The sequence below is a fragment of the Metabacillus rhizosphaerae genome (assembly GCF_037201795.1).
Taxonomy (GTDB): Bacteria; Bacillota; Bacilli; order Bacillales; family Bacillaceae; genus Metabacillus; species Metabacillus rhizosphaerae.
Genome location: NZ_CP147403.1, coordinates 5,620,104 through 5,637,375, shown reverse-complemented (window position 1 = coordinate 5,637,375; position 17,272 = coordinate 5,620,104). Strand labels below are relative to the sequence as shown.

Annotated in this window: 17 protein-coding genes; 11 read left to right on the top strand and 6 right to left on the bottom strand. The window is 35.1% G+C overall.

Annotated elements, in window-relative coordinates:
- Positions 1-35: 35 nt before the first annotated feature.
- A complete protein-coding gene (locus tag WCV66_RS26665; RefSeq protein ID WP_338787508.1) occupies positions 36-905 on the top strand; it encodes a Cof-type HAD-IIB family hydrolase in 870 nt (289 codons plus the stop codon).
- 95 nt (positions 906-1,000) lie between these two features.
- On the opposite strand, the gene WCV66_RS26660 is transcribed toward WCV66_RS26665, so the two are convergent.
- Positions 1,001-1,546, bottom strand: coding sequence for a hypothetical protein (locus tag WCV66_RS26660; RefSeq protein ID WP_066336962.1), 546 nt, complete (start codon positions 1,544-1,546; stop codon positions 1,001-1,003).
- A 238-nt stretch (positions 1,547-1,784) separates the two neighbouring features.
- Between WCV66_RS26660 and WCV66_RS26655 the strand changes: the two genes are divergently transcribed.
- Positions 1,785-2,561 carry a phosphatidate cytidylyltransferase gene (locus tag WCV66_RS26655; protein WP_413789701.1) on the top strand — a complete coding sequence of 259 codons (777 nt, stop codon included), beginning with the start codon at positions 1,785-1,787 and terminating at the stop codon, positions 2,559-2,561.
- Between the two features lie 207 nt (positions 2,562-2,768).
- Here WCV66_RS26655 and WCV66_RS26650 read toward each other — a convergent pair whose 3' ends face one another.
- Positions 2,769-3,098, bottom strand: coding sequence for a hypothetical protein (locus WCV66_RS26650; RefSeq protein WP_338787506.1), 330 nt, complete (start codon positions 3,096-3,098; stop codon positions 2,769-2,771).
- A 271-nt stretch (positions 3,099-3,369) separates the two neighbouring features.
- Here WCV66_RS26650 and WCV66_RS26645 point away from each other — a divergent pair, with 271 nt between their 5' ends.
- Positions 3,370-4,869 carry a coproporphyrinogen III oxidase gene (locus tag WCV66_RS26645; RefSeq protein WP_338787505.1) on the top strand — a complete coding sequence of 500 codons (1,500 nt, stop codon included), beginning with the start codon at positions 3,370-3,372 and terminating at the stop codon, positions 4,867-4,869.
- Between the two features lie 77 nt (positions 4,870-4,946).
- On the opposite strand, the gene WCV66_RS26640 is transcribed toward WCV66_RS26645, so the two are convergent.
- Entirely contained in the window at positions 4,947-5,822 is an 876-nt protein-coding gene (locus WCV66_RS26640; protein ID WP_338787504.1) for an AraC family transcriptional regulator, read from the bottom strand.
- Positions 5,823-6,087: 265 nt separating this feature from the next.
- Here WCV66_RS26640 and WCV66_RS26635 point away from each other — a divergent pair, with 265 nt between their 5' ends.
- On the top strand, positions 6,088-6,864 hold the full coding sequence (locus WCV66_RS26635) for an enoyl-CoA hydratase (RefSeq protein WP_338787502.1): 777 nt from the start codon (positions 6,088-6,090) through the stop codon (positions 6,862-6,864).
- Positions 6,865-6,961: 97 nt separating this feature from the next.
- Here WCV66_RS26635 and WCV66_RS26630 read toward each other — a convergent pair whose 3' ends face one another.
- Positions 6,962-7,267, bottom strand: coding sequence for a hypothetical protein (locus tag WCV66_RS26630; RefSeq protein ID WP_338787501.1), 306 nt, complete (start codon positions 7,265-7,267; stop codon positions 6,962-6,964).
- Positions 7,268-7,415: 148 nt separating this feature from the next.
- Between WCV66_RS26630 and WCV66_RS26625 the strand changes: the two genes are divergently transcribed.
- Entirely contained in the window at positions 7,416-7,553 is a 138-nt protein-coding gene (locus WCV66_RS26625) for a hypothetical protein (protein ID WP_157094465.1), read from the top strand.
- 165 nt (positions 7,554-7,718) lie between these two features.
- On the opposite strand, the gene WCV66_RS26620 is transcribed toward WCV66_RS26625, so the two are convergent.
- Positions 7,719-7,904 carry a YhzD family protein gene (locus WCV66_RS26620; protein ID WP_338787500.1) on the bottom strand — a complete coding sequence of 62 codons (186 nt, stop codon included), beginning with the start codon at positions 7,902-7,904 and terminating at the stop codon, positions 7,719-7,721.
- A gap of 131 nt (positions 7,905-8,035) precedes the next feature.
- Between WCV66_RS26620 and WCV66_RS26615 the strand changes: the two genes are divergently transcribed.
- The 6 genes from WCV66_RS26615 to WCV66_RS26590 all read left to right on the top strand — a co-directional run bounded on the left by WCV66_RS26615 (position 8,036) and on the right by WCV66_RS26590 (position 16,092).
- A complete protein-coding gene (locus tag WCV66_RS26615; protein ID WP_066336935.1) occupies positions 8,036-8,935 on the top strand; it encodes an ABC transporter ATP-binding protein in 900 nt (299 codons plus the stop codon).
- Positions 8,928-10,181, top strand: coding sequence for an ABC transporter permease (locus WCV66_RS26610; RefSeq protein WP_338787498.1), 1,254 nt, complete (start codon positions 8,928-8,930; stop codon positions 10,179-10,181). The genes WCV66_RS26615 and WCV66_RS26610 overlap by 8 nt, the downstream gene beginning before the upstream one ends.
- A gap of 228 nt (positions 10,182-10,409) precedes the next feature.
- A complete protein-coding gene (locus WCV66_RS26605) occupies positions 10,410-11,660 on the top strand; it encodes a DNA repair exonuclease (RefSeq protein ID WP_338787497.1) in 1,251 nt (416 codons plus the stop codon).
- Positions 11,657-14,641 (top strand): ATP-binding protein, encoded by a 2,985-nt coding sequence (locus tag WCV66_RS26600; RefSeq protein ID WP_338787496.1) that lies wholly within the window; start codon positions 11,657-11,659, stop codon positions 14,639-14,641. Before WCV66_RS26605 ends, WCV66_RS26600 begins: the two co-directional genes overlap by 4 nt.
- Positions 14,642-14,795: 154 nt before the next feature.
- A complete protein-coding gene (yhaM, locus tag WCV66_RS26595) occupies positions 14,796-15,740 on the top strand; it encodes a 3'-5' exoribonuclease YhaM (RefSeq protein WP_066336898.1) in 945 nt (314 codons plus the stop codon).
- A gap of 118 nt (positions 15,741-15,858) precedes the next feature.
- Positions 15,859-16,092, top strand: a complete 234-nt coding sequence (locus WCV66_RS26590; protein WP_338787495.1) for a sporulation YhaL family protein — start codon at positions 15,859-15,861, stop codon at positions 16,090-16,092.
- 93 nt (positions 16,093-16,185) lie between these two features.
- Here the strand turns inward: WCV66_RS26590 and WCV66_RS26585 are convergent, their stop codons facing one another.
- A complete protein-coding gene (locus WCV66_RS26585) occupies positions 16,186-17,073 on the bottom strand; it encodes a peptidylprolyl isomerase (protein WP_338787493.1) in 888 nt (295 codons plus the stop codon).
- Between the last annotated feature and the right edge of the window lie 199 nt (positions 17,074-17,272).

Sequence of the window (17,272 nt, the reverse complement as noted above, 5' to 3'; positions counted from 1 at the left end):
ATAGGTTTTTTACATCAGTAGAAGGGGGAACCACAGTGACTCATTATCGGTTGCTAGCATTAAATATCGATGGAACATTGCTTCGTTCGAATGGTCGCCTCCAGCCGTCAACGAAAGAAGCCATTGAGTATGTTAAGGACAAAGGGGTCTATGTAACTTTTGTGACAAATAGGCATTTCCAATCAGCGAAAAAGCTTGCAAAGGCTTTAAAGCTAAATTCATTATTAGTAACTCACGGGGGAGCATTTATTTCAGATAATCTTGATGAGCCTATAGTTGAAAAAAGAATTTCCGAAGAGATGACGTTTAATCTCGTTCAAGTGCTTGAAAATTTCAAATGTAATATCCGCATTACGCATGAACGCTTTTCGATTGGAAATAGAACGAAAATTGCTACAAATTTACTTAGTAAATCAATTCTAAACACATCAGATTCGATGTTTTATCCTGTACAATTTGTTGATTCATTAGGAGATTCGTTAAGAGATGAGCCAGTTGGAGCAACAAGGATTGACGTGCATTTTTCTAGTGAGGAAGAAAAAGAAGAGGCTGCTGAATTAATAATTGAAGCTTTTGATAAAATTGATGTTAGAGTGAATCAAGCGAAAAAGCTCGAGATCGTAAGAAAAGGCGCTTCAAAAGAAAATGGATTACGTGCACTAGCTAGCCATTTGAAAATTCCAATCGAAAAAACAGTCGCGATTGGAGATAGCGAAGATGATATAGGAATAATTACTTCAGCAGGGCTGGGTGTAGCGATGTGGAATGCTCCATTTGATGTAAAGAGAGCAGCAGATTGGGTGACTCGTTCTAACAATCAACAAGGTGTAGCTTACATGGTAAAGGAGCATTTTCGAAAACAACAAAGATTAGATTTTTTGCGTAAAATTAAGGTTGATAAATAAAAAAATCGAAAGAACCTTGATAGACTCGGACAGATAGGAAGCATAGTTAAAAGCTAACGCAAAAGTAAGAAGGGGAATGAAATTGCTTCCTCTTCTTACTTTTTTATAGGCCCATAATCAAATAATTTACCTTCGTAAACGCAAATTAGTTCCTTATGTTTTCTAAAATCATCAGGAGTAACTAATGCCGGCAGTTTATCCCAGAGTTTAATTCCTGAGCGATGAAGTACTTCTGCAACAAATTGTGAACAAAAGAAGGAATTGCTAAATTCCACAGGCTCATTTATGGACACGCCTAGTACACCGATAAGATTATAAAGAAACTTCTTTTGATTCTTTATAAACACATTTAAAACGCGCTTCATTTTTTCAATTTCCCGTTCAGATACTTCGAGCTTATAAATCACACAAGTTGTATTAGGGTATTTACTATAAGTTCCAGTAAAAATATCTTCCTTTACAAATCCCCCATTAATTGGATTATTAGGGTTTTTTCTACCGAAGCTATACATTTCCTTTAATTCCGCATCAAAAGCGATCGAGGCATGATTATAAGGTGCCTTCGTGTACTTTTTGATCGACTTTGTAAACAATGTTCCAGTGTCTGTAAGTAATAGATAAACATAGCTTTTAGATGTCATTTAAATCCCTCTTTAACATTTTTCCATTTTATTCTATTCTTAATTATACATTATGCTTTAATATTGATCATACTAATTTTATTTTGAGTGGGTGTAGAACATGGTTACTACTATTTGGACACTTTCAATCATTTTGCTAGGTTTGTCTTTCGTTAGTATTCTGTTTATTGTTTTGAAAAGGAAAGAGCCAAACAAGGATTTTTCAGCAGTTACTTTAAGGATAAAAACTTGGTGGGGGATGTTTGTTGTTTTTTGTATGGCAACATTATTTAATCCAGCTGTATCGTTGCTCTCGTTAATGATTCTTTGTTTCTTTGGATTAAAAGAATATTTTTCAATGATGAAAACAAGGAAAGCTGATCGGCGTTTATTCCTTTGGTCTTACCTTGCGATTCCATTACAATTTTATTGGATCTATATAGGATGGTATGGCATGTTTATCGTATTCATACCTGTTTATGTCTTCTTATTTTTACCATTGCCTAGGCTAATAGGAAAAGGAACAAGTGGTTTTTTACGTTCAGTGAGCTCGACACAATGGGGATTAATGTTGATGGTTTTTGGACTAAGCCACTTAGCCTACTATCAATTTGCAACACCGGAATATGGAGCAAATCTAGTACTATTTCTCGTCGTATTAACGCAAATAAACGATGTAGTTCATTATCTGATTTCGATTTATCTTGGTAAAAGAAAAGTAGTTCCTTCTGCAAATCCTAGTATTACATGGGAAGGATTTATCGGAGCTGCTTTCATTACAACGATTATTTCTTACTTCATTTATTCTTATTTAACTCCACTTGATTTAACGTTTGGTATTTTGTCAGGAGTGCTTATTAGCTTAAGTGGATTTTTTGGAAGTTTAACTATTTCAGTATTGAAGCGTGATTTATTGATTGGTGATAATGAAAAATTAAACACATTGAAAAAAAGCTATTTAACTAGAGTAGATAGCTTAACATACACTTCTCCTGTATTTTTTCATGTCATTCGATACTTTTTTGATTTTATGTAAGTAGATGTAGAGTAGGGGTTGACAGAATTAACTAGTCAACCCCTTTTCAAGGTATCAGAATTTATTACTTTTCTTACTTAGTTTTGCTGTCTAGCTCCAGCGCCTAGACCCTCGGGGTCATAAGCCACTCAGGAATTGAAGACAAAGAGCGTCTTCTATTCCTGAGCGTCTTATGCCTGCCTTAGTCTGATCAAGGCGCCTGCGCCTTTATTCTTTATACCGCAAATATTGATAATTTTCTGTAGGTATACTTTCAATGATGTTGCCTGCTTCATCCTTAAAAACCTCATATTCGCGATAAACCTCCACGACATAGCCGTCATCCTCTGTCACATCAACTAGTTTTGTTTCTAGAGAAGCTATTTGCTGAGGCTGATTATTTTCCTGCTCAGATGAAGAGGTGGCTGAGGCTATTTCTTCTTCTGGTAAAGGAAAACTTGCAATCGCATCTTCTTTTTCGGCAAAGAGAGCAGAATCAAAGTAACCAATGATGGCAATTGTAGTAACAATAATAAAAATAGGAGCAAATTTTTTCAACAGTTGCTGCCTCCTAATTAATTTGGTTATCACCATTGTATGTTTGTCCTATGTGGGAATATGCCTTATTGTTAGTTGAAAAAGTGAATTAAGACTGGCTATGGAAGGGTAGTAATCCCTATTCAAAGCCAGACTCAATCTCAATATCGTTAAATCAAAATCAATAAATCCATTGTTATTACTTATACACTCCTAACATCTAACATTGACCTGCACGGAGACTTTTCTGTACACTTAAAGAAGTTTTGAAAAAAAGATAAGGTGATTATTAATGAAAATATATATTAAAGGGATAGATGACGAACGTTTCCATAGGCCACTTCGTTTAATCGGTAATTTGTTTTTTGAAGAAACGGAACTCTGCTTTACAGAAGGTGATGCAACCCTTGAGGCAGAGTTTTTCATTGAAGAGAACAACGATGGTGTTTCGATAAAAGGTTTTTTGCGAACGGAAGATGGAGAAGAATTTGTTGCAAGTAAAGACCAACAAATAGCTACACATATTGAGGGCAAGGATCATTTAAGACAAGTGAAAAATACACTATCTTATGTTTATTTGACTATGCTTCAGGATTATACAGGAATGACTCAAAAGTGGGGGATCCTCACTGGTATCAGACCTACGAAGCTCTATCATAAAAAAAGACAAGAGGGTATGCCAGAGCGTGAGATTCACCGAATGTTTAAAGAGGAATATTTGCTTGCTGATGAAAAGATTCAACTGATGAAGCAAATCGTTGAGCGACAATTACAGGTTATTCCTGATCTTGATTCATTGTCAAATGAAGTCAGTATTTATATAGGGATTCCCTTTTGTCCAACTAAATGTGCTTATTGTACGTTTCCAGCTTATGCAATCAACGGTCGTCAAGGCTCAGTTACTTCATTTTTAGGTGGCTTGCATTATGAAATGAAGGAAATAGGGCGCTGGTTAAAAGAAAAAGGAATAAAGATTACAACTGTCTATTATGGTGGCGGAACGCCAACAAGTATTACGGCAGAAGAGATGGATATGCTTTATGAAGAAATGGCCGAAACATTCCCAAATGTTGAAAACATAAGAGAAATTACCGTTGAAGCCGGAAGACCTGACACCATTACAAAGGAAAAGCTGGATGTTCTAAATAAATGGAAGATTGACCGTATAAGCATTAATCCACAATCCTATATACAAGATACTTTAAAAGCAATTGGACGTCACCACACTGTGGAAGAAACAATTGAAAAATTCCATCTAGCTAGAACTATGGGAATGAATAATATTAATATGGATTTGATTATAGGTTTACCTGGTGAAGGTGTTAAAGAATTTGATTATACTCTATCAGAATCAGCTAAGCTTATGCCTGAATCATTAACTGTTCATACTTTATCGTTTAAACGCGCATCTGAAATGACTAAAAACAAGCATAAATATAAGGTAGCAAGTCGTGAGGAAATTAGTACGATGATGGACCATGCAGTAACATGGACAAACGATCATGGTTATGCTCCATACTATTTATATCGTCAAAAAAATATTCTTGGAAACCTAGAAAATGTTGGTTATGCACTTAAAGGACAGGATAGCATCTACAATATTATGATTATGGAAGAACAGCAGACGATTATTGGTATTGGCTGTGGTGCGGCAAGCAAGTTTGTTCACCCGGAAACGATGAAGATTACTCATTTTGCGAATCCTAAAGATCCTAAGTCCTATAACGATGGGTTTAAGCATTATACTGATGAAAAAATAAAAATATTAGAAGAGCTATTTATAAAGGAATAAATAAGGTTGGTTTAAGACTGTAGCAGTGCGATTCTTAAGTGAGAATCACACTGCTATTTTAGGTTATTGGAATTTATTTATTCTTTTTTTAAAATTGGTATCCAGATTTCGCTTTTAAAAGTAGGTGAGGAAACATCTTTATGCTCGTTCCATAGGATTTCTGGACCTTCTGTTTGTTGATAGTTTGTTGATGGAAACCATTCAGAATAGATGCGTCCCCAGATATCCTGTAACGTTTCAGGAAATGGTCCCACTGATTCGAATACAGCCCATGTTAAAGCAGGAACTTCAAGGTGTGTAAGATCATCAGGACACTCATTAGTTGTTGCAACACCGATATAATGATCGAGTTCCCCTTTTTCCTCCATTCGTCCTTCAGAAAAATTCGATGATGCTTGAAGAAGTCCCAAAGGATCAACATTAGAAAGATTCTTAAGTCTATTTATTATCTCATTATTTAAATTTCCCCACATAGCGGCAATCTCAGGATTTACTCCGTGGAAAATAATTGGGACCCTTTTCTTAATACCAACTATGTGAAAAGCATCTTTTTCCTCTATTCGGTAATTCATTTCACTTCCTCCTTTAATTGAAAGTTGAAAGGTCATTCGTGGATAGGCTTTTAGTGATTGACCCTTATTTCTGGCTTCTGACGGTGTTACGCCGTGTAAGCTTTGAAAGGCTCTTGTGAAAGAGTCAGGTGAGCTGTATCCATATTTTATCGCGACATCAATAATTCTTAAGTTACTATTAGTAAGCTCAAATGCCGCAAGTGTGAGGCGTCTGCGGCGGATGTACTCCGATAATGTAACACCCGCAAGGAAAGAAAACATTCTTTTAAAATGATATTCCGAACAAAATGCTAGCCTTGCTACTTCTTTGAAGTCAATATCATTCGTAAGATTTTCTTCGATATAGGTTAATGCTCCATTCATTTTTTCAAGCAAATCCATATAAATGACCTCCCTCTCAACAATAGAATAGCAGGTGTTGTAAGTACCTACCCGACATTTCGTGCACAATTATGAAGGGCTCGTTCACTTTCAAAGTATGTTAGCTATGATACAACATAACAAATGTAATAGTTGCAGCAAACAAAATACACACGATTTAGCACATGAAGAAACTTATTTCCTTTATGATATTTAAAAAAAAGAAGGATTTTGCTATAGTTTCTCCGAAATTGGTATTTTGATATAAAATTAAGGGGTGATTGGGATGAAATATCAAACAGTTGAACTCATAACAGAGGGGAAAACAGCTACATTATATTTGAACAGAGTGAAGTCATTAAATGCAATGGACGTACAAATGATTCAGGAGTTAACAAACGTATTGAAAGAGGTATCAGCATCTGAAGTGAAGCTTTTGTTTATCACTGGCAGAGGTCGAGCATTTTCAGCTGGGGGAGACCTAAAAACGATGTTATCCAATAAAGATGACACAGGATTTCAACCTGTGATGGAAAATATTAAAAACCTGATTGTGACACTTTACACGATGCCTGCTGTAACTGTTAGCTTAATAAATGGAGCAGCCGCGGGATTGGGACTAAGCTTGGCATTAGCTTGTGACTATGTAATGGCAGAAAAACAATCAAAGGTAGCTATGAATTTTATTAATATAGGGCTTGTTCCAGATGGAGGGGGGCATTTCTTCTTAAAGAAAAGACTTGGTGAGCATCGAGCAAAACAAGTTATTTGGGAAGGAAAATCAATAGCTGCTAATGAAGCATTTCAAGTTGGTATTGTTGATAGGGTGTATGAAGGGGATACTGAGGAACAGCTTGAGTTTATGAAGCGGAAAATGGGAGCGCGACCATTAAAGGCTATGATTGCTTCAAAACTTATTTTTAGTAAGCAAGAATTACCTCGATTACTGGATACGCTCAATCTAGAAACGATGAATCAGCTTGAGATGCGCAGAACGGATGATCATCGTGAAGGGGTAGCAGCGTTCTTAGAGAAGCGGGCTGCACAGTTTACAGGTGAATAATATACAAAGTGAAAAGGGCTGAAGCCTTTAAAGTAAGCGATGCCCTTATCTAGGCATCGCACCGCACCAAAATTTTTCGTTAATATTTCCTGAAGGCCTAGTTTAAATCTATATACTCTATTTGCCCTGACTCATGTTCTTTTTCAGCCTGAGTCTTTTTTCCTTCTAGAGTTTGTGAGATAAATGAATAGGCGCTTTTTTGGTCTGTTAAAGTCTTTTCGTAAAATTCAGTAAGCGTATCTGGATCAAAAACAACTGCTCTGAAAGTGTTTCCGTCATTGTTTAATAAAAGTTTCACAGCGTCACCAAATTCCTCAGGTGGTCTTACTTTAAAAAAGATTTCGTGAGTAGATTCTTTAGTTCTAACATTATTTATTTTCTCGATGATTTCTGTATTTTCCATTGTAAAACCTCCTTTTCTACATCCATCATTCTTATTTTAGTATTTCCCTATCATTTTAAAACATAAAAGTGTATGAGTTTTATTTTCATGTTATGTACTTTTATCATTTAATTTAAGGGATACTAACGTCGAGGAGGAGGTGTATGTAATGACAAATATTATTGATGGCATGGATCAAGCAAGGTTTAGATCAAATGCCCCTAATCAAAATAAGGGTCAAAACAGGGAAAAAAAAGAGGAAAAGAAAATGCCTCTGGTTTTAAAAAATCTAAAGAATGGCTCATAATTGAGTGAGAGAGTGTTAATACACTCTCTATCTTTTATCACTGGATGAAGAAGTTTTGTCTTTGTTTTCAAAAACGGATGCCTTTGCCTTTATGGATCTACTTCTATCTAAGGATTGAATACAATGAATACCTTCTATTCTTAAGCGTTTATTAGCCATTTCCTTTTAACGTCCAAATAAAATAAGCTTCCCAGCAGCAGAAGTACATCGATGTGTTTTATCTATCCAATTGTTTTCTTCCAGTTTACGTTGCCCTATTTCCTTTGCTTTCTGCTCTGTTTGAGCTTCAAAGCTTTCATCTAATAATTTTTCTCCACTTTTCTCGAAAACTGTTAAATAGTATAAACCCATTCTCCCATTCCTTCCTGTAGTTAAATACTATCAATATATAATTATAATTCTTACTCCACATTTATTTTCCTGCATGATGATGAAACCTTTTCTTAGTTTAACCGTAATACTAGAAGGTAAGGAGGATGAGTATGAGTTTGAAAATTGAAGGTGTTACAAAGCGTTTTGGTGTACATACAGCTGTTGATCAGTTGTCAATCGTTATTCCTGAACGGGAAATTTTTGGATTTCTTGGTGCGAATGGTGCGGGTAAAACGACGACATTTCGAATGATTTTAGGATTGTTAAATCCGTCAGATGGGGTAATTACATGGAATGATAAAAAAATTTCATATGAGACAAGTGATCAAATCGGTTACCTCCCTGAGGAGCGAGGACTTTATCCAAAGCTTAAAGTAAAGGAGCAGCTTATCTATTTAGGTAGATTAAAGGGAATGTCAAAACATGAAGTGCTGGTAGAAATGAATCATTGGCTTGAGCGATTTAAGGTACCTGAATATGCAAATAAAAAAGTTGAGGAGCTTTCAAAAGGGAATCAACAAAAAATTCAATTTATTGCAGCTGTTATTCATAAGCCTAAGCTTTTAATACTGGATGAACCCTTTAGTGGATTGGATCCAGTTAATGTAGAGCTATTAAAAAAAGCCGTTGTTGAATTAAAGGATGCCGGCACATCAATCGTGTTTGCTAGTCATCGAATGGAACATGTTGAGGAACTCTGTCAGCATTTGTGTATTATGCACAAAGGTAAGCCAATTGTACATGGTTCACTCCGAGAGATTAAACGATCCTTTGGAAAGAAGAATGTCTTTGTCCAAGGTGACTTCGATATGAGTTTTTTAGAAGAAGTACCTGGTGTGACAAAATATAAGAAAATTTCTGAAGGTGCCGAGCTTCAAATTAATAATGAAGATGTAGCCCAGGTTATTTTTCAGGAGCTACAAAATAAGGGGTTTGTCCGTAAATTTGCACTAGAAGAACCGTCATTAAATGATATTTTTATTGAGAAGGTAGGTGCTTCCTATGAATAAGTTTTGGATTATGGTAGCACACACATACTTAAGTAAAATAAAAACGAAGTCATTTCTTATTACTACGTTAATAACAGTATTGCTTATCTTCGGACTATCAAATATTTCTACAATTATCGAGGCTTTTGACAAAAAAGATGAAGCAAAAACGTTTGCTGTCCTCGATGAAACGAATGAATTCTATACAACCTTTGAAAAAAATCTTGTTGAAAGCCAAATCCAAATTGAACTTGAAAAATCAACTCTTTCAGAATCAGAACTTGATAAACAAGTGTTGGAAGAAGAGTTGGACGGCTTGATCATCCTAAAGCTTGATGAAAATCAGCTTCCAACAGCAACAGTGAAGACATTATCTATGACAGATAGTGAGGTTTTTACACAAATCGAACAAGTACTCCAACAGACAAAGCTCGAATTTGGAAGAGAGAAACTAGGGTTAGATTCAGATGAGTTAAACCAATTGTTTACACCAGTTGAACTCAGTAAAGTGGCCTTAGAAGATAATGCGAAAACAGAAGAAGAGTTAAACCAAGCAAGAGGGCTTGTATATGTTTTATTGTTTGTCATTTATTTTTCTGTTATTTTTTATGCAAGTATGATTGCAACAGAGGTAGCAACGGAAAAGTCTTCACGCGTCATGGAAATTTTAATTTCTAGTGTATCTCCAGTGCAACAAATGTTTGCCAAATTAATTGGGATTGGACTACTTAGCTTGACTCAAATGTTTGTAATCCTTGGTGTAGGCTATGCATCCATTAAATCGCAAATTGATAATTTGAATGCAATGACAGGTGGGGTTTTAGGATTTAGTGACATTCCGACATCTACGTTCATTTATGCAATCATTTACTTCCTTCTAGGCTATTTTTTATTTGCAACCCTAGCTGCGTTCCTTGGATCACTAGTAAGTAGAATAGAAGATGTTCAGCAATTAATCTCACCAATGATTTTCTTGATTGTTGGAGCATTTATGATTGCGATGTTTGGATTGACTAATCCAGAAACACCGTTTATTACAATTAGCTCATATATTCCATTTTTCACGCCAATGATTATGTTTTTACGAGTTGGAATGTTGAATATTCCACCTTGGGAAATTGGTCTATCAATTGCTTTATTGCTAGTTTCAATTGCCCTGCTAGCTATCTTTGGTGCTCGTGTTTATAAGGGTGGAGTGCTGATATATGGAAAATCTTCATCTATTAAGGATATAAAAAGGGCTTTGACGATGTCGAAGGATAAGTAGTTTATCTTTATAAACCTATTTGCAAGATAAGGAAATTAATATAGTGCAAGCTAATAGGTCAGGTTATATCTTAATTGAAAATGGGGCTAAACATTAAAAATATGTTAGTTCCATTTTTTTTATTGTTCTACTTCTATCTTAATAATATTGGGAACGTGCATTCGTATGCTGACGGTGGTAAAATAAATGTAAGTAACTAGTTAGGGACTTAAACAAAGGGTGATCATTATGAAAAATTCAATTACATTTATCCATGCAGCCGACCTACATTTGGATAGTCCGTTTGTTGGTTTAAAGTATTTACCTCCTCAATTATTTGAGAAAATCCGAGAAAGCACATTTCTAGCATTTTCTAAAGTAATAACAAGTGCGATCAATGAGAAGGTTGACTTTGTGTTGCTCTCTGGAGATTTATATGATGGTGAAGAAAGAAGTCTAAAAGCACAATTGAAGTTGAAAAAAGAATTTGATCGATTGGCTGAAGTAGGTATCGAAGTGTTCGTAATACATGGTAATCACGATCATACTGGTGGGAAATGGATTGATTTACAGTGGCCAGACAATGTTCATGTTTTCTCTAGCAAGGTAGTAGAAATGAAAACATATCTTAAAAACGAGACACCTGTTGCCCATATTTATGGCTATAGTTATCCTTCTCGGTCCGTACAAGAAAATATGACACAACAGTATAAAAAACAGGGGAATTCCAGTGTTTATCATATAGGAATGCTCCACGGTTCAATAGAGGGAAATAAGGACCATGATGTGTATTGTCCATTTAAAGTAAATGAGCTTATCAATAAAGAGTTTGACTACTGGGCGTTAGGGCATATTCATAAGCGTCAAATACTGCATGAAAAAAATCCAATTATTGCTTATCCAGGAAATATTCAAGGACGACACCGTAAAGAAACAGGTAAAAAAGGGTGTTATCTAGTTGAAATGCAAGATGATACTGCTTCTACCACGTTTATCTCGACTGAAGAAGTCATTTGGGAAGAAGTCGAGCTTTCCATTGAAGGACTCACTAGTGTTTCAGAGTTAATTAAGAAGTGTGAGCATAGTATTGAACAATTTCGTAAAACAGGTTGCTCTACTTGTTTAACATTTGCCTTTACTGGTACTGGGGACATATCAAGTTTCCTACAAACTCCACAAACGATCCAAGATTTATTAGAGGCTCTTAATGATGTTGAAAGTGAAAATGATCAGTTTGTTTGGGTAGTTAAAATACTAAATAAAACATATGAACCCAGTCAAAATAATCCTAACCTTGTATCATTTTTAACCGACTTACATACAACAGTAGAAAATTATCAGTCATTTTCTGAGGTCATACGACCGCTTGAACAGCACCCTGTTTATAAAAAATATATTTCAGAGTTTACGTTAGAAGAACAACAGCAGCTTCTAAAGGAAGCAGAGCAACTTTTACATAGTGAACTTTTGCAGCAGCAAAGTGGGGTGAAAAAGATTTGAAGATTGAAAAGCTTATGATATACGGGTATGGAAAATTTGAAAATCAAACCATTGAATTTACTGATTCAAAACTGCAGATTATCTATGGAGAAAACGAAGCTGGTAAATCGACCATTATGTCCTTTATTCACAGCATCTTATTTGGTTTTCCAACTAAACAACAAACTGGAAATCGTTATGAGCCAAAAAGAGGATCCGCATATGGTGGCTATCTTATGATACGAACAGAGGAAAATCAACAATTAAAAATAGAAAGACGTCCAGGAAAGGCTGGGGGAGAGGTAATTGTTGAATTAGAGGGAGGAACTGTTCAAAAAGAGGAGTATTTACAAACAATCCTAGGCGGGATTGACCTGGAAACATATAAGTCAATTTTCTCTTTTGATATTCATGGACTTCAACAGATTCATAAGATGAACTCAGATCAAATTGGAAAGTTTCTTTTTCTTTCAAGCATCTATGGAGCGGAAGCGCTATTTACAATTGAACATACACTTATAAAGCAGCAAGACATGCTTTTTAAACCTAGTGGAAAAAGGCCGGTATTGAATGAGGCACTATCAAAGTTAAAAGAGAGCAATCGACAATTACTTGAGGCTAAAGGAAAAAACAATGAGTATCAACAGCTTTTAACTGAAAAAGACTCTTTAAAAGAGCAACTATTATCTTTAGATTTAAATAAAAAGCAACAGATTACAAAGCAAAAGAAACTTGAAAAGGTAAAAGCGATTCTTCCACTTATCAGGGAAAGAGATTGGTGTGTTGATCAATTGAGTCTGCTTCCCGATACAACAGGCTTCCCAGAAGATGGCTTACAACAACTTGATCAATTTGTTTTAACTCTCCAGCCGATGGAGGCACAGCTACATTCATTACGAAGTAAAAACAAGCAGTACGAAGTAGAAGCAGAAGAACTTACAGTTAATCATAAAGTATTAACTATGCTTCCGACTATACATTCAATACGAGAGCAGCTACCACTTTATAAAGAAAAAAAGCATAACGAACATTTAAAGGAACAAAGAATTGAACAGCTTAAACATGAAATCAATCTATATAAACAAAGGTTATATCCGCAATTAAATGATGAAGAAGTAAGTAAGATTCATGCGACAGTTCCAATTAAGGAGTCAATAAAAAAGGCCTTAGCAGACGACCAGCATTTAAACCAACGGAAAAAAATGGTAGACGAGCAATTTGAGCAAGCAAAGAAATCTTTAGAAGAAACGGAATGGAAAATAAGTGATCTACAAAAGGATATATTATCAGCTGAAGAAAGAAAGGCATTGGAAAATGAAGTATCTAGAAAAGAAGCATTAAATCCAGCAGATATAAAGGTAGAACATCAGCAAATCTTATCACAAATTCAAGGTAGAAGACGAGAGCATAAGAAAGAGAAAAAACAACGTGTACTCCTAGTTGGAGGATTAGCTCTTTTATTATTGATAGTTTCTAGTTGGTTCATTAGTGAACAAGATTGGCTCATTTCTGGAATTCTGATAATTGGATTGATTGTAGCTTTACTACAACTAAAACGGGTAATTACAAAAGAAGACCCGCTTATTGATCATTTAACAAGTCGGCAGAAAATTCTTGAGCAGGAAATCATATCATTAAAGGAAAGTGGAGAAGATTATCAATCATTGTCCGAACTGATGAAGATACTTGATAAAGACAATAAAATAATTCAAGCATTACATCACGAGCAGCTTTTACATAAACAGCATGAAAGAACGTATGATAGAGTTTTAAAGCTGTATGAGGAATGGGAAGACGATTATTTTAAAAGTACAGAAAGTTCCTCACGATTAGCAAAACTGCTTCAGTTAGAGAAAAGTACGACACCTGACGCTTTATTAGAAGCATTTGATACTTTGCAACATATCCAACAGATCATGTTGAAAAGACAGCAAAATCTTGCAGAGTTACTAATTATTAATCAAGAAATAGTTCAGTATGAAAATACAGTAAATGAGACATTGCAAGCTTGTGGGTTGGAAAAGGATTCAATAGAGGAGGCAGTTTATGAGTTATTCAAGCTATCTAGCTTAGAGGTGGAAAAAAATGATCAACTCTTGAAAATTATGGATAGAAAAAGTGAAACAGAAGAAGCGATAGACACTTTAACGAATAAAATGAACTTTTTGAAAGATGAAAAAGAAGAATTATTAATTAGAGTTGGTGTCGAAAATGAAGATGAATTTCGTAAAATGGCAAAAAATCATCTCAAAAGAGAAGAATTAACTAAACAGAAGATGTGGGTAGAGAAGCAGCTAACTTCAGAAATGAATGTAAATCTTGAAACGATACCAGTTGATGAATATGAGGATATTGATGAAAAACTATTCGAGCTGGAGAAAGTAATTGAATTTAGTGAACAGGATGGAAAGAAAACACAACAAGAATATTCTAGTGTGTTACACAAAATAAATGAGATCGAGCAAAGTGGAACATATTCAAAGCTTAGACATGCAACTGAAAATGAAAAGGCTGTAGTTAGAGAATATGCGGAGCAATGGGTAGTACGAGCGCTTGCAAAGGATCTATTAAATCAAACGGTTGAACGACATCGTGAAGTCAGATTACCTGCTTTGTTAGCTTATATAGAAAACTACTTTAAAAAATTAACATCTAATAAATACAAACATGTGTTTTTGCCAAATAATAAGCAATCATTTATTGTTGAGCGATCTGATGGAATGAGGTTTTTTGCAGAAGAGTTAAGCCAAGCAACAGCTGAGCAATTGTACTTATCCATTCGGTTAGCGCTTGTAAAAACAATAAATGAACAATTTCACTTACCAATTATGATTGATGATAGTTTTGTTCATTTCGACCATCATCGAACCGCAAATATTATGCAGCTTTTACAAGAGCTAAAGCAGGATAACCAAGTCATTTATTTTACATGCCATCAGCATATCTCAAAAACCTACCATTCTAACAATATGGTCAACTTATCAGAACTATATGTAGGATAGAGATAAAGATTTTTTAACCGTTAATTTGTTATAAAACCGTAGGCCGAATAACTATGCTATACTATCCATACAAAACGAATAAGACCCTTATATCGTTCATGAAGACATTAATTAACTTAAATAGTAGCTTAAAAAACTGAGAGGAGCTTTGTTTATGGCAAAAGGTATACTCCATTATGATGTAGGTGAACAAGTAGATGTACATCTGCTTATCAAATCTTCTACAAAGGGGATTGCAAGCAATGGGAAGGCATTTTTAACATTAATCTTACAAGATACATCAGGTGAAATTGAAGCAAAGCTCTGGGACGCTTCCCAAGATGATGAAGCTACCTATTCGCCACAAAGTATCGTTAAAATCTTTGGTGATATTCACCACTATCGTGGACGCAATCAATTAAAAATTCGTAACATTCGTCCAAAGCATGAGGAGGAATCTGTAGACATTGCAGACTTTCTAGAAACGGCTCCAATTGCGAAGGATGTCATGAATGATAAAATCACACAATATATATTCGATATGAAAAATCCAAATATTCAACGACTAACAAGATATTTGTTGAAAAAACATGGGGCTGCTTTTATTGAATATCCAGCAGCAACAAAGAATCATCATGAATTTGTATCTGGATTAGCATACCATGTTGTCTCAATGCTTGATTTAGCTAAATCAATCGCAACATTATATCCAAGTCTTGATACCGATCTCTTATATTCAGGTGTCATTCTACATGATTTAGGAAAAGTAATTGAGTTGTCAGGCCCAATTAGTACGACCTACACAGTTGAAGGCAACCTGATAGGACATATATCAATTATGGTGAATGAAATTGCGAAAGCAGCGGAGCATTTACAAATTGAAGGAGAAGAAGTGGTAGTTCTACAGCATTTAGTTCTAAGTCATCATGGTAAAGCTGAATGGGGAAGTCCAAAACCACCAATGATAAAAGAGGCAGAAATCCTCCACTACATTGATAACCTTGATGCTAAGATGAACATGCTTGACCGAGCACTTGAGCGGGTTAAGCCTGGTGAATATACAGAGAGAGTATTCGCTTTAGACAACCGAGCATTTTATAAGCCAACTTTTCATGAGTGAGATCCGAAATAACTGACATTTATCAGTCATATGGAATATTATTTGCTTTTCCTTCATAAGTATCTGTAAAAGGGCTTGTTTCATTCATTGTGTACAAGTTTTAAAAGGGGGAGCATAGATGCTTTTATTACCATGGTGGATATATGTGTGTATTATCGGAATACTTGTTAGTGGATACATGGCCTTCAAAACAGCACGTGAGGATAAACTCGTTGATCATGAGTTTATCGAGAAGGAAGGCCAAGTATTTATTGAACGAATTGAACAGGAACGTCAAAAGAAGCAAGAAATGTTAGAACAACAAAAAGTTCAAAATGATCAACCAGAAATAGAAAAGATTTCAGCAAGCTAAAATCTATTTATATAAACAGAAAAGAAGAGGCTGATTCATCAGCCTCTTCTTTCTATTTCAGCAAGTGCTTGTATTGTAGAAACACACTGGAATTTACTTTTCTTCAGTGTCAGCTTCTGTCTCAGTGTCAGTTTTCTTTTCAGCTTCAGGTTCTTTAAACAGATCTTTTAAATCCTCATCTTTAACTTCAATGTTTGCATCATCCATTTCTTTATCTAAAACAGTTTGGATTGTCTCTGGAAGCTGCAATTTTTGGTTAAGAACTTCATCTTTTAATGATTCCTTCATTTCATCAAACGGTTTAACTGTTTCGGTTACTTTTATAATATGATAGCCATAATCAGTCTTAACTGGTGCACTTACTTCGCCTTCTTTTAACTTAAAGGCAGCGTCTTCAAATTCTTTCACCATTTGACCTTTACCGAACCAGCCTAATTCACCGCCATTTTGGGCAGATCCTGTATCTGTTGAGAGTTCTTTAGCAAGATCTTCAAATTTTTCCCCAGCTGCAAGCTTATCCTTAACTTCTTTTGCTGTAGCTTCGTCAGCAACTAATATATGGCTCGCTTTGACTTTTCCCTCTAGCGTGTCATAGTATGCTTTTAAATCCTCATCTGTAACTTTTACTTCTTCTTCAGCTGCCTTTTTTCTTAATAGATCTACTTTTAGAATTTGTTTAACGACATCTTCACCTTGCATTTCAACCATGCTTGTAAATTGGGCACCCAATTGTGTTTTATATTTATCAAACTCTGTTTGAATTTCCTTATCAGAAACTTCATATTTTTCACTTAGTACTTTTTCATGAACTAGTTCTGTTAACGTGTCTTCACCAAAACGATCCTTCATTGCTTGGTAAAATTCATCTTTTGTAATATTTCCTGCCTTTGTTTCGACAACAACTTCTGAATCTGCATTGTTGCAAGCGCTTAATGCGAATAGGGTTGTTGCTGCTGCTAGTGCAATTGCTACCTTTTTCATCTCTAATACAACTCCTAGTTATGATATTTAGAAATTTACTCATTAGATTAAACTTGGCTTATAGCCTAGTCCTAATGGCGAAAGACTTAGTTTTCTTATACTATCTGCAGTGAAAAATCTGGATAGTACATGAAATACTATACCATAATGTGACAAATTCAAAAAGTTTTTTCAAGATGGTTCATAATTTGATGGTTTT

Coding starts and splice junctions, on each gene's coding strand:
- WCV66_RS26660 (WP_066336962.1), bottom strand. CDS start 1,546: ATGACATCTAAAAGCTATGTTTATCTATTACTTACAGACACTGGAACA.
- WCV66_RS26655 (WP_413789701.1), top strand. CDS start 1,785: ATGTTTGTTGTTTTTTGTATGGCAACATTATTTAATCCAGCTGTATCG.
- WCV66_RS26645 (WP_338787505.1), top strand. CDS start 3,370: ATGAAAATATATATTAAAGGGATAGATGACGAACGTTTCCATAGGCCA.
- WCV66_RS26640 (WP_338787504.1), bottom strand. CDS start 5,822: ATGGATTTGCTTGAAAAAATGAATGGAGCATTAACCTATATCGAAGAA.
- WCV66_RS26635 (WP_338787502.1), top strand. CDS start 6,088: ATGAAATATCAAACAGTTGAACTCATAACAGAGGGGAAAACAGCTACA.
- WCV66_RS26630 (WP_338787501.1), bottom strand. CDS start 7,267: ATGGAAAATACAGAAATCATCGAGAAAATAAATAATGTTAGAACTAAA.
- WCV66_RS26625 (WP_157094465.1), top strand. CDS start 7,416: ATGACAAATATTATTGATGGCATGGATCAAGCAAGGTTTAGATCAAAT.
- WCV66_RS26620 (WP_338787500.1), bottom strand. CDS start 7,904: ATGGGTTTATACTATTTAACAGTTTTCGAGAAAAGTGGAGAAAAATTA.
- WCV66_RS26615 (WP_066336935.1), top strand. CDS start 8,036: ATGAGTTTGAAAATTGAAGGTGTTACAAAGCGTTTTGGTGTACATACA.
- WCV66_RS26610 (WP_338787498.1), top strand. CDS start 8,928: ATGAATAAGTTTTGGATTATGGTAGCACACACATACTTAAGTAAAATA.
- WCV66_RS26605 (WP_338787497.1), top strand. CDS start 10,410: ATGAAAAATTCAATTACATTTATCCATGCAGCCGACCTACATTTGGAT.
- yhaM (WP_066336898.1), top strand. CDS start 14,796: ATGGCAAAAGGTATACTCCATTATGATGTAGGTGAACAAGTAGATGTA.
- WCV66_RS26590 (WP_338787495.1), top strand. CDS start 15,859: ATGCTTTTATTACCATGGTGGATATATGTGTGTATTATCGGAATACTT.
- WCV66_RS26585 (WP_338787493.1), bottom strand. CDS start 17,073: ATGAAAAAGGTAGCAATTGCACTAGCAGCAGCAACAACCCTATTCGCA.